This window comes from Sphingomonas parva (ex Maeng et al. 2020), assembly GCF_004564275.1.
In the GTDB taxonomy this organism is placed as follows: Bacteria; Pseudomonadota; Alphaproteobacteria; order Sphingomonadales; family Sphingomonadaceae; genus Allosphingosinicella; species Allosphingosinicella parva.
Genome location: NZ_SPDV01000007.1, coordinates 1 through 12,108, shown reverse-complemented (window position 1 = coordinate 12,108; position 12,108 = coordinate 1). Strand labels below are relative to the sequence as shown.

Below are 12,108 nucleotides of genomic sequence, written 5' to 3'. Positions count from 1 at the left end.
GCTTCATCCTCCCCTGCAAGGGGAGGATGAAGCGCGTCTAGCCCCGCTCGCCCGTGACCGGCAAAGCTTCTCGCCGCCGCGCCTCGTCGAGCGTCACCGCGAGGAACTCGTCTTCGCTGACCAGATAGTCGGAGCAGGAACTCTGGATCGCGTAGCTGCCCGCCGGGGCACGCCGGTCGTCAAGCCGGTGCGGCGCGTCGCCGGGATCGTAGAGGATCAGCACCTTGCGCTGGCCCGCGCCGAGCAGCAGGTCGCACGATGCGCCGCTGGCGAACTCGCCGCGCGCGATGCGCAGCTCGGCCGGCGACTCGCCCCACAGCACCTTGTCGACCCGCACCCGCTCGCCGGGGCCGCCTGGGCGATACTCGCTCAGCACCTCGGCTTGGACGATCGCGACCGCCCGCTTCACCGCCTCGCGGGCATGGCTGCGCGATTGCTCCGGGGTCCCGGGCCGCAGGCAGGAGCAGGCGAGCGCCGTCCCCTCGGCGGCGAGGATCAGCAGCAGTCCGGCGATTGCCTTTCGCATCTCACGGCCCTTTCGCGTCTCACGCTCTGCGGTAGCGGAAATACCATACCTTGGTTACGAATTCGGCATATATATTTGATATTATGTGAAAAAACTTCGACATTGCATCAGTAGATTTTGCTGAAGTAAGCACCGGGTAATCACCGTTTTTCGCGCAGATGGCGGCCTATGTCGTATCTGTGAACATATGAGTTCGCATGCGCTTGTCCAGCGGGGACGGCTGTCGCGCTGCACCATGAGACTGCTGCAAAGATCATCTTGCTTATAGCAAACTTCCAATTTCCTTAGGTCGTATCGGATTCCGCATTGTGCGAACCGCTGCTGAACCCGCCGACCGGCAACCCATCGATCGCCGCGACGGCATCCAAGAGTTGCCTCCTGAGCCCCGCCAAGCCTGCCGCCACGACAAGATCGTGCCGGTCAGCAAGCGTAAGAACCGTCCGCAAAATGCGATCGGAATTGCGCATCAGAATGACGAGGTTCGCTGCGCTGGGGCTGTTTTTGCCCTCAAACCAGTTACGCACAGCACGCTCATTCGACCGGGTCAGGCGTGCAATCGTTTTGAGGGCGGACGGCGTATCGCCAAACTCCTCCCTGAGCGCTGCCGCGATGGCGATCGCCAACGGCTCGTCCTTGATCGACGAAGGAAAAGTTTTTCCGGTTTTGGGCTGAAGTTTTCGGTCTTTTTTGGAAAACGACATTCGCTCGCACTCCCAATAAGATTGGCGGGAATTCGAACCAGTCCGCTTGAGGTCAACGAAAGCAGCATGCGTAATGAATTTGCCGGAACCGACCTCTGCTGACTCTGTGCCGCGCGAACCGATCCGCGCCGCACAATATGTCCGCATGTCGACCGAGCATCAGAAGTACTCAACCGAGAATCAGGCTGAAGTCATCGCCCAATATGCCGCGCGCCGCGGATTCAAGATCGTCAAAACATATGAAGATTCGGGCAAGAGCGGCCTACGCCTGGACGGGCGTCTTTCACTTCAGCAATTGATCGCTGACGTGCGAAGCGGCGAGACCGACTTCAAGGCTATACTCGTCTACGATGTCAGCCGCTGGGGTCGCTTTCAGGATGCCGACGAGAGCGCCTACTATGAGTTCATTTGCCGGGAGGTTGGGATCGCAGTCCACTACTGTGCCGAACAGTTCGAAAATGATGGCAGCCTGAGCGCCACAATCATCAAAAGCATGAAACGAGCGATGGCGGGCGAATACAGCCGCGAACTGTCGGTAAAGGTTTTTACTGGCCAATGCCGTCTGATCCGCCTTGGTTTTCGGCAGGGCGGCGCTGCGGGGTTTGGATTGCGGCGCTACCTCGTAGATGAGCATCGCCAAACCAAGGCCGTACTCAATCATGGCGAGCAGAAAAGCCTACAAACCGACCGCGTGATCCTAAAGCCTGGGCCGCCCGAAGAGGTGGAAGTGGTGCGGCGGCTATATCGGATGTTCGTGGTGCAGCGGCGCACCGAAACCGAGATCGCCAAGGTGCTGAATGAGGAAGGCATCCTCACCGATCTGGGCCGCCCTTGGACACGAGGGACCGTCCATCAAGTGCTGACCAACGAGAAGTATATCGGGAACAACGTCTATAACCGTGCCTCATTCAAGCTGAAGGCCAAGCGTGTTGTGAACACCCCCGATATGTGGGTCCGCAGTGACGGAGCGTTCGAAGCAATCGTGGAGCGCGATTTTTTCGAAGCGGCCCAACGCATTATCCAGGAGCGCAGCCGGCGCTTCACAGATGAAGAGTTATTGAGCCGTTTGTCGGCCCTACTTGCCGACAAGGGTTGGCTATCCGGGCTCGTCATCGACGAGATCGAGGATATGCCGTCGAGTTCAACTTTTCGACATCGCTTCGGAAGCCTCGTTCGGGCCTACCAACTGGTCGGCTACACCCCGTCGCGAGATTATCGCTACATTGAGACGAACCGGGCGCTTCGGGCGCTTCATCCGGATGTCGTCGCTCAAGTGGTTGAGGATATTGTTGCGGCCGGTGGATCGGTGCGTCGCGACCCAGCCACCGATCTTCTCTACATCAACGAGGAGTTCAGCGCTTCGCTGGTGATTGCTCGTTGCAACATGACCGGTGCCGGCGGTTCGCGTTGGAAAGTGCGGTTCGACGGCGGGCTGCGCCCCAGCATCACGATCGTTGCGCGGATGGACGAAGATAATCGCGCAATCCGCGACTTCTACCTCCTGCCCTGGCTGGATTTCGGCTCATCCGCCAATCTGCGGCTCGCCCCAGAAAACGGCACTCTCCTCGATGCCTATCGGTTCGACACACTCGACGCGCTGTTTGAACTGTCTCGGCGGGTGCCGCTCAAGGTTGCGGCATGACCGAGGTTACCCCAGAAATTCGGTCAGTCCCGATCGATCTAATCACGATCCTCAATCCTCGGGTGCGCAACAAACGCATTTTTCAGGAACTCGTGAACAGCATCGCTCATCTTGGGCTCAAGAAGCCGATTACCGTGAGCCAACGCCCGGGGAAGGCACGATACGATCTGGTTTGCGGCCAAGGCCGCCTTGAGGCGTTCATCGCTCTTGGTCAGACAGAAATTCCGGCGATCGTGGTCAATGCGGTTGAAGAAGACTGTTTCGTGATGAGCCTCGTCGAGAACCTCGCGCGGCGTCAGCACAGCCCGCTCGAGCTGGTCCATTCCATTGGCGCGCTCCATGCGCGTGGCTATTCTTACGCTGAGATCGCCGCGAAGGTGGATTTCTCGGTTGAGTATGTAAGCGCCATCTGTCTGCTGCTCGACAATGGAGAAGAGAAGCTGATCGCTGCGGTCGAGCGAGGGGTGATACCGCACACAATCGCCATGGAGATAGCCCGGGCCAAGGATGGCGAGGTCCAGCGCGCGCTTGCACAAGCCTATGAGGAAAAGACGATCCCAGGCAATCAGGTGCTCGCCATCCGAAAGATCATCGACCAGCGTAACACCAGTGGCAAACAGCTTCATAAGCAAGGGTCAAGGGTGGGCCGTGTCGCAAGGCCAGTCACCTCGGAGAACTTGATACGCGCCTATCAGCGTGAGACCGAAAGGCAGAAGCTCCTCATCAAACGCGCTTCGCTGGCGCGAAGCCGCCTGTTGTTCGTTGCCAATGCGATGCGCCGCCTCCTCGCAGACGAGCATTTCGTGACGCTGCTGCGCGCCGAAGGCCTCAGCACGCTTCCGCGCGCGCTCGCCGAGCGCATCGAGCCGGCATAGGTGCAGCATGTCTGAACTTGTGAAGATCGCCTTCGAACAAAAGGTCCTGATCTTGCCGATCACCGAGCTGCTACCGACCAAGGCACTACCGGCCGGCGTCCGCGAGACGGTCAAATACCGTCGGATTGCGGCCTCTGTGGCTGAGGTGGGCCTGATTGAACCCTTGTCGATCGCCCGGCAGAAGAATGGGAGCTATCTGCTTCTCGACGGCCATATGCGCCTCGACGCCCTGCGATCGCTGGGTACTGCCGAGGCACCTTGTGTTGTGGCCGATGACGATGAGTCGTTCACATACAACAAGCGGGTGAATCGCCTCGCCACGATCCAGGAGCATTATATGATCGTACGCGCGCTTGATCGAGGCGTGCCCGAGGAGAAGCTTGCGCGCGCGCTCAATGTCGATGTGAAGGTGATCCGGCAGCGCCGCCACTTGTTGGCCGGGATTTGCCCGGATGTCGCGGAGCTGCTCAAGGACAAGCCAGTCGGGCATCATGCCTTTCAGAAGCTGCGCAAGATGAAGCCGATCCGCCAGCTCGAGGTAGCAGAACTGATGGTTTCGGCGAACAATTACACGGTGAGCTATGCCAAGGCGCTGCTCGCCACATCGAAGCCGGCGGATCTCCATAAGCCGGATGAGTTGAAAAAGGCGACCGGACTATCTGCCGAGCAGATGGCTCGGCTTGAGCGCGAGATGGCGGCGGTGAGCGAAGACTATAAGGAACTCGAAGCCTCCTATGGCGACGACATGCTTGTCCTCGTAGTCGCTTCGGGTTTTATCGAGCGGCTCCTTTCCAAACCCGAGATTGAGGGCTTTCTGGCGCGCCGCCATCCTGAGTTTCTGGAGAATTTCCGGTCTATCGTGCAGGCGACATCGCTAGATCAATCGATATCGACCTGACACCTCAAGATGTGGGGACCGGGACCCAAAAGCGCCGGGACCGTCGGAGAAGCCGTCGTGTCGGGCGGATCAAGGACGGTGGCGGGGATGGCGGCGAACCCGTTCGGAGCCCGCTAGGCCAGCCGTCATAGGGCTGGCTGCATGCCGTGCTTTCGGCATGATGGTCCAAGGAGCGCGCCGATCCGAGGCGGCGGTCGGCGCGCTCCACTCTTTCTACTTAGGATTATCGCGCATGTGAGATGCGAGATAATCCTTGCCTTTTGATCGACCATAGAATTATCACGCATCTGAGAGGCGAGATAATTCTATGGCAATGCATCTGGTAGGCGAGACGATCGATGCAAAGAGCGCGCATCAACGCGCGCAGTCGGGCGAACTTGTCCAGCTCATGCGGGGCATCTATGTCGAGCAGGGCGTCGATGTCGATGCCGCCATCCTCAGCCATGCAGTGCGCATTGCGCATTACCTCTATCCCAACGCCTATCTCTCCTCAGCCAGTGCGGCGCTGCTTGCGTCAACACCGGATGGACGGCTGTTCATCAGCGGTCGCCGCAATCAACGCACCCGGTTGCGCAGCCTAGAGATCGTTCAGAACGAGGCGCCGCCCCATCCTTCGACCGCCGCAGCGGTGGTCGGCGACGACTTAGGCGAATTGCGCATCGACGTCTCCTCACCGCGGCAGCGTTTCCTCGAAGCTTTCCGGCTGCGCAGCGAACATGCCAGCGGGATTACAGCCGAGATGCGGGCGCAAATGGCCGCGCGGCTCGTGGAGGAGCATGGCACGCCTGAGGAGGCGGCAGATGCGGTGTGGGCGCTGGCACGCGAGAATGGCTGGTATCGCGAGGGCGAAGGCGCTGCGCGCTATCTGCTGGCGCAGATCGGAGCGGCAAAGGCACCCGCCAACAAGGCGGCGCTTGATCTGGTCGTGGCCTGGCATGGCGAACCGCTCGGGCACCTGACCCATGATGGTTTCGAATGGCGCTGGAAGCCAGCGAGAAGATCCGCGCCACCGCTGGTTCGCGAGACCAAACCGGGAAAACTTCCGGCGTTCGTCGAATCACTGTTGCCAGAAGGCTGGTTGGCACGGGTGCTTCATGAGCGCGATGATCGTGAAGCGCTCAAGCGTGGCAGACGCTACATGTCCAATGTCAACATAGTCGAGGCTCGCGATCAGCTGACGGCCCTGCCATCGGATGTCCTGACAACGAGATTGGACGGCTTCGTAGAGGCCGGGCAGTTCATTGGCCGCTACCACGGGCCGACGCGTGGCGCGATCGAGGGGGGTTTCGAGAAGAACCTCGCGCAGATCTTCGCGCGTGCGGAGACGCCGCGCCTCTCCGGCGTTCAGATCAAGGCCCCGATGCATCTCGCAGCCGACGGCGCGCTCTCTCCGGCCATCGACCTGCCATTCACCCATATCTTGAAGCCTGCCGGGACAGCGGGTTTCGAAATGCTGCCGATCGTCGAGTGGCTCTGTCTGGAACTGGGCCGCGCTGCCGGTTTCGTAACACCCGATATCGCGCTGACCCCGATGCCGGATGGAATGTCCCCAGCGCTCCTCGTCGAGCGGTTCGATATTCGTCTTAGAAACGATGACCGGCGCCGACTTGCGCTGGAAGACTTTTGCTCGGTCCTCGATCTTCCGTCGTCAGCCAAATATGATGGCACAATCGAGCGCATGGCACGCGGATTGCGATCGCTCTCGACGGATCCAGCCGCCGACCTCGCTATTCTGTTTCGCCGTGCGATCTTTGCCTGGCTGATCGCCGATGGCGACATGCATCTCAAGAACTTGGCTCTCCTCAAAATCGCCGAGCCCGATGCGAAAGTCTTCACATCGGTTCGCTTTGCGCCGCTCTATGATGCTGTCACCACCCGGGTCTTTCCAGGCCTCGGCAGTGATCGGATGGCTCTCAAACTCAATGGCAAAGATGATCGGCTGTCGTGCGGAGACTTTCTCGCTGCGGCGCGCACCATCGGGCTTACCGAGGGCGAGGCCAACGCAGCACTGACCGAACTCGTCGAACAAGTCCAAGCGGCGACACCGCACTTGCGCCTTCCCGCATTCGCGGCCGAGATCGATGGCGCGCGGGTTATCCAGGATCAGATGGCATCGATCATTGCAGACCGCTGCACTGCGCTGGCGGCCGCGCGATAAAACCAGGCGCCGACTTCAAAATAAACGCCTACACGCCAACAAATCGGCATACCTTATAGCCGACTGAAAGCTTTTCGACTTGATCACATTAGGTAAGCGCACTCTTCCATGCGCTATCTGTTTAAGACCTAGCACTGTAGGAAGCCGCCATTTGGACGAGGCAGACCTTGGGCCGGCAATGCTAACAGGCAAGATGTGTTTACCTGCCGTCAGACTGTCGAATTGGTCGACGGTCTAGCGCCCGGGATGAACGCAAGTCGGCTTCAGTCAGCTCCAAAATTTGTTCGATCCGTTGTTCTCGCTGGACGTACTTTCAAGGCTTGGGATTTCAGCTAGGCCCAATGAACCCGTCGACACCCCGCTAGGCAGCAAGAACTTGGTCGATCCCGCACAAGTCGTCCCGGGAATATTGGACGCTAGAGCCGAATGAGTAAACGGTGCATACACGGCTGCCATCCCAAACGAACTTGAAATGATCGCGTTGAACGGCGCGCTCCAGCACCTCGCCCCTAAGCACACTCACGCAAAGGCCTGACGGTCGCTCTGCGGGCCGGAAAAGAAGTCCATCGAAGCCCGCTTCTGCGATCTGCCGACCGCGACGGCGCCGTTCCGCAAGATCAAGCTCCGGATCCCAGTCGCGCCCATCGACAAATCGTCCCTTAACCTGCCGCGAGAGTTCGCGCATTTCCAGGCCGATCGGTGCTTCACCAGTCTTGCTGAGGAACGTCTCGCGCTTTCGGATCGAGATGGCCAGTGCCGTCTGCATATCCGCAGCCAACTCGAGCGCGGGGCGATCCGCGTCGAAGAAACGCGTGCCGTCCGGGTTCGGGTAGGTGAATGGCGCGTGGTTCCAGTTTTGCAGAAGGGGACCATTGCCATCCACGACTTTCGCCCCGGTCATCAGACGGTTCCGTTCGCGCAAGCGCGGATTGGTCAGCGATTCAATCTCGGCCAGCGCTTCGCTGCGATCATTCGCCACACGGGCGAAAACGTCGATGGTAGGGAAACGCGATGGAATGAGCGTGAAAAAGGGCTGCTCTATATCTTCCGCGATGAATTCATCCGCCACGTTGCGCATCCACATATTGTCTCACGCGATAGATATCCATCACCTGACCGCAGCGCATGACATCAAGGGCGCTTTGCCCGTTGAACTGGGCATTGGGACGGCGAATCCAACCATCGGCAGCGCGAGCGTCGGGCAAAAGAATCTCAAGCGCTTTATGAATCGCCAGCAGGTGGGAAACGCGTTCGACCGTGTCGCGCGGGAGCGATCCGCCATCCTTCTTCCATTTGAAAAAGGTCGATCGGCCGGGTGACCCTAGAAGTAGTAACTGGTCCTCGGTCGACAGCTGCCACAATTCCGCCAGCCCCTGGAATGCCTCCATTGCCGCTGGAATCGCAGATCGACCCTCGCCCGGTTGGGCGGTGGGTTCGAGCTTAGCCACGCATAATTCTCCCTCTCATCCAAATTTGGACTTGAAACGCCAAAAAGTCCCGATATAGATGGTCCACATCGGGACTCGATGGCAATCCTAGTCCAAGGTGGAGTTGGGATCAAGAGTCGCCAGAAGATGGAGCACCGTTATGGCCAAAGGCCGCGAAAAATTTCAGTTTACCGTCAACGGTGCTCTTCATGGCACCAACGATAAAGTCTTGGATGGTAGCCAGATTCGCGAGATTGCGGGACTGTCACCCGCCAGCGATTTCGTTCTGATCCAGATTGCCGCAGGGCTCGCCCGCTCGATCAGCATCGAGGAGGAGGTCAAGTTCGCCAACGGCGAGATCGCGGCCTTTCTCTCTTTCGCCAGCGACCGCACCTACAACTTCACCGTCAATGAGCGGGGCTGGGAATGGGGTTCCCCGACGATCCTCGCCGCCGACCTCTATCGCTATGGCGAGATCGACGAAGAGCTTGAGCTCATCCTCGACAGCGCTGGCGATGCCGTCATCTCCAGCGATGGTGAGGTGACGCTGGATGGCGCCGGGGTCGAACGGATCCGCAGTCGTGAACCCAAGTTGGTAACCATCAAGGTCAATGGACGCCCCAGGTCCGTGGAAAAGCGCCCGCACAGCTACCGGGAGATCGCGGCGATCGCATACCCCAACCCCGACTTTGAGAACTTCAACTACACGATCACCTATCTCTACGGCGTCGATGGCGCCGAGGGCGATCTCGTCGAAGGCGAGACCATTCAGGTGAAGAAAGGGATGGTCTTCAATGTCCGCCGCTCTGATAAGTCGTGATCCCCATCTCAAGCGCCTCTCTGACGAGGGCTTTGAGATCGAGGTGTGCAACAGCCATTTGATCGTGCGGAGCGTTCCGCACGTCACGGTTGACGGGAATTTGGCAAGGGGCGTCCTCACCTGCGCCCTGTCGCTCGACGGGACTGGCCTCACTGCAACGCCGCAGGGCGATCACACGATGTATTTCGCTGGCGGGACGCCGTGCCATCGCAATGGCGCCCCAATGGCAAACATCATCAACAATTCCCAGAAACAGCGCTGCGGCGAATTGGACGTGGATCATTATCTCTCGTCCAAGCCCGAGGTCACCCACCGGTACGAGAATATCTATGACAAGGTGGTCGCCTATGAACGCCTGATCGGCGGTGCCGCCCGGTCTCTCGATCTGACGGCCAACGCCCGGACTCATGCCAAGGCGATGATCGCCAATGACGATAGCCCGTTCGCCATTCCCGATTCTGCCTCGGCCCGCTATCGGATCGGCGGCGTGAACCGCAAACTGAAAGGGCGGGTCGCGATCATTGGTCTGGGAGGAACCGGATCTTTTCTGCTCGATCTCTTGGCGAAGACCTGGGTCACCGAAATCCATCTTTATGATGGCGACCAACTCTTGAACCACAATCTATTCCGGTCCCCTGGCTCGCCGGAGCCGGAACTGCTCAAGGATTTCCCGTACAAGGTAGCCTATTACGCGCAGGTCTATGCCCGGATGCATACCGGCATCACCCCACATCCTGTTCGGGTGACGGAGGCCAATGTGGACGAGCTGGCAGGCTTCGATTTCGTGTTCGTCTGCGTGGATAAGGGGTCTTCACGTCGTGAGATAGCCAATGGGTTGCTTCGGTTGGAGGTCCCCTTCGTCGACACAGGGATCGGAGTAGGCCTGGAAGAGGATTGTCTTGATGGTTGCGCCCGAGCAACCTTCATCCGCCCCGGCATGGCTTGGTCCGAAGTCGAACGGTTACTGCCATTCGGCGATGATAAGGAGGAGGACGACCTTTATCGCACGGATATTCAGATCGCGGCCGTCAATTCGCTCAACGCCATCATGGCGATCATGCGATGGAAGCGATGGTCGAACTATTTTCGCGACGAGCGGAACGAGGTGAACTCGGTTTACATGATCGAAGGCAACAACATCTCGAACAGGGCCGCGTAAATGGCCCGGGTCGATAGGCTCAAAACCGTTTTCGTGGATGCGATACCCGAGATCCTCGAAGACGGTATTCTGTATGTCTCGGAGGAATGCTACGTCGCCCTGCATAATTGCGCATGTGGGTGCGGGGAAGAAGTGTCCACGCCTCTCGTGCGCACCGAATATCGACTGACGATGGAAGGGGGTGCAGCATCGATCTGGCCCTCGATCGGCAATCACGACTTCGCTTGTGCTTCACATTATGTGATCAAGCAGGGCGAAATCCTCTGGGCAGACAGGATGTCTCGGTTTGCGATCGAGGCGGGACGAGAGCGGGATCGTAGGCTGAAGCGACCTCCAGCATCAATCCCGGTGCCTTCCTCAATGCCAGCACCCACGCCCGCGCCGCCGTCTAGAATTGGTTTGGCCCAACGCACACTTGACTGGGTCAAGGCGGTCTATCGCAAACTCATCGGCTTACAATAAAGTACTTCGGCAGAGTTCACCGACTTTGCCGCAGCGCTTAACCTTAGGACCTGGCGTTATGAGAGGAAGAGGGCGGCGGCTGTCGCCGTGACGGTTCGAGTGTCGGGAGAGAGGCTTCCGGCCGGGCCGTCGCGGAGACAAGTCATGACGCAAGTTCAAGTTCTCGATGCGAGCCCCGACCGGAGCGGTGGCTACAAGGTCGATGTCGGTCGCGGCCAGCGGATCGGGCGGGTATCGTCGGAATGGTTCAGCCGTCCGGCCGATGAACGCTATCTGTCGCTCGATGCGCTAATGGCATCGGTGAAAGGCCGGGCCGAGCGCAGCCGAACGCGGACGGTAGAGAGCGCCGCCGTCCGGGTCGAAGCCAGCCGCGACAATGCCGAACGGCTCGATCTGATCCTGCCCGGCGCCGAGCAGCCGATTGCTCCGACCCATTGGAGCTTCGGCCAGCTGGCGGCGCTGGTCGGTGCGCCAGCGGCGTACCTGCGTCAGCTTCCGGCACCCCTCGCCGGCATCAACCTGCAATATGGCCTCACCAACCACCGCGCCGAGCAGGTCAAGACGCTGGAGACCGAGGACGGCAGGATGGAATTGCGCGCCGTCACTGGCCCTGACTATGGCCGCATCTATGACCATGAACTGGTTGCCGCCGTCCAGCGCATCGCCGGCAACGGCACAGGCGATACGCGCTGGAAAGTGCCCGGCGTACTCGATTGGTCGACCGGCATCTACAATCCTATGGTCGATATCAGCGTCGATACGACCACGCTCTATGCCAGCGACCGCGACATTTTCCTGTTCCTGGTTGACGATCTCAACCCGATCGAAGCGGGCAAATTGCCCGATGGATCGCCCGACCTCTATTTCCGCGGCTTCTACTGCTGGAATAGTGAGGTGGGCGCCAAGACGCTCGGCATCGCCAGCTTCTACCTCCGCGCCGTCTGCCAGAACCGCAACCTTTGGGGCGTTGAAGATTTCGAGGAGATCAGCATCCGGCACAGCAAGTACGCCGCCAACCGCTTTGCACATGAGGCGGCACCGGCGCTGACCCGGTTCGCCGATTCCTCGCCGCTCCCGTTCGTCAACGGCATCCGGCAGGCGCGCGAGCGCATCGTCGCGCGCTCCGACGAGGACCGCACCGATTTCCTACGAAAGCGCGGGTTCGGCAAGGCCGAGACCGCCAAGATCATCGACACCGTGCTGGCCGAAGAGGCCCGCCCGCCCGAGTCTGTGTTCGACTTCGTCCAGGGCATCACCGCTTTCGCCCGGAGCAAGTCCCAGCAGGATGCGCGTCTCGATCTGGAGGGTCGTGCCAAGAAGCTGTTCGACCGGGTGGCGGCATAGCCCTGCCTGTCATCGCTATGTCGGTGCGCGGCGTCGCCTTCTTCAGCGGAAGAGGGCGGCGCTGCGCTTCGTGACGGTTCGAGGTGTCGGGAGAGT

The 12,108-nt window shown here is 59.7% G+C and carries 12 protein-coding genes; 8 read left to right on the top strand and 4 right to left on the bottom strand.

Features of this window, described 5'->3' with window-relative positions:
• Nucleotides 1–37: 37 nt before the first annotated feature.
• Both E2493_RS04095 and E2493_RS04090 read right to left on the bottom strand, forming a co-directional pair.
• Complete coding sequence (locus tag E2493_RS04095) at nucleotides 38–526, bottom strand: hypothetical protein (RefSeq protein ID WP_135084005.1); 489 nt, start codon at nucleotides 524–526, stop codon at nucleotides 38–40.
• 284 nt (nucleotides 527–810) lie between these two features.
• Complete coding sequence (locus tag E2493_RS04090) at nucleotides 811–1,227, bottom strand: hypothetical protein (RefSeq protein ID WP_135084003.1); 417 nt, start codon at nucleotides 1,225–1,227, stop codon at nucleotides 811–813.
• Between the two features lie 73 nt (nucleotides 1,228–1,300).
• Here E2493_RS04090 and E2493_RS04085 point away from each other — a divergent pair, with 73 nt between their 5' ends.
• The 4 genes from E2493_RS04085 (at nucleotide 1,301) to E2493_RS04070 (ending at nucleotide 6,800) form a co-directional block, all read left to right on the top strand.
• Nucleotides 1,301–2,869 carry a recombinase family protein gene (locus tag E2493_RS04085; RefSeq protein ID WP_135084001.1) on the top strand — a complete coding sequence of 523 codons (1,569 nt, stop codon included), beginning with the start codon at nucleotides 1,301–1,303 and terminating at the stop codon, nucleotides 2,867–2,869.
• Nucleotides 2,866–3,744 (top strand): plasmid partitioning protein RepB C-terminal domain-containing protein, encoded by an 879-nt coding sequence (locus E2493_RS04080; RefSeq protein WP_135083999.1) that lies wholly within the window; start codon nucleotides 2,866–2,868, stop codon nucleotides 3,742–3,744. The genes E2493_RS04085 and E2493_RS04080 overlap by 4 nt, the downstream gene beginning before the upstream one ends.
• Before the next feature lie 7 nt (nucleotides 3,745–3,751).
• Entirely contained in the window at nucleotides 3,752–4,642 is an 891-nt protein-coding gene (locus tag E2493_RS04075) for a plasmid partitioning protein RepB C-terminal domain-containing protein (protein ID WP_135083997.1), read from the top strand.
• A gap of 307 nt (nucleotides 4,643–4,949) precedes the next feature.
• On the top strand, nucleotides 4,950–6,800 hold the full coding sequence (locus E2493_RS04070; RefSeq protein WP_135083995.1) for a HipA domain-containing protein: 1,851 nt from the start codon (nucleotides 4,950–4,952) through the stop codon (nucleotides 6,798–6,800).
• A gap of 361 nt (nucleotides 6,801–7,161) precedes the next feature.
• On the opposite strand, the gene E2493_RS04065 is transcribed toward E2493_RS04070, so the two are convergent.
• Together E2493_RS04065 and E2493_RS04060 are read right to left on the bottom strand one after the other, a co-directional pair.
• On the bottom strand, nucleotides 7,162–7,884 hold the full coding sequence (locus E2493_RS04065) for an RES family NAD+ phosphorylase (protein WP_135083993.1): 723 nt from the start codon (nucleotides 7,882–7,884) through the stop codon (nucleotides 7,162–7,164).
• Nucleotides 7,859–8,248, bottom strand: a complete 390-nt coding sequence (locus E2493_RS04060) for an MbcA/ParS/Xre antitoxin family protein (protein ID WP_135083991.1) — start codon at nucleotides 8,246–8,248, stop codon at nucleotides 7,859–7,861. Before E2493_RS04060 ends, E2493_RS04065 begins: the two co-directional genes overlap by 26 nt.
• 139 nt (nucleotides 8,249–8,387) lie before the next feature.
• Here E2493_RS04060 and E2493_RS04055 point away from each other — a divergent pair, with 139 nt between their 5' ends.
• The 4 genes from E2493_RS04055 to E2493_RS04040 all read left to right on the top strand — a co-directional run bounded on the left by E2493_RS04055 (nucleotide 8,388) and on the right by E2493_RS04040 (nucleotide 12,012).
• A complete protein-coding gene (locus E2493_RS04055; RefSeq protein WP_135083989.1) occupies nucleotides 8,388–9,047 on the top strand; it encodes a multiubiquitin domain-containing protein in 660 nt (219 codons plus the stop codon).
• Nucleotides 9,022–10,206 carry a ThiF family adenylyltransferase gene (locus E2493_RS04050; protein WP_135083987.1) on the top strand — a complete coding sequence of 395 codons (1,185 nt, stop codon included), beginning with the start codon at nucleotides 9,022–9,024 and terminating at the stop codon, nucleotides 10,204–10,206. Before E2493_RS04055 ends, E2493_RS04050 begins: the two co-directional genes overlap by 26 nt.
• Nucleotides 10,207–10,668, top strand: coding sequence for a DUF6527 family protein (locus tag E2493_RS21695; protein ID WP_225421133.1), 462 nt, complete (start codon nucleotides 10,207–10,209; stop codon nucleotides 10,666–10,668).
• A 144-nt stretch (nucleotides 10,669–10,812) separates the two neighbouring features.
• Entirely contained in the window at nucleotides 10,813–12,012 is a 1,200-nt protein-coding gene (locus E2493_RS04040; protein WP_135083985.1) for a DUF932 domain-containing protein, read from the top strand.
• The last annotated feature ends 96 nt before the right edge of the window (nucleotides 12,013–12,108 follow it).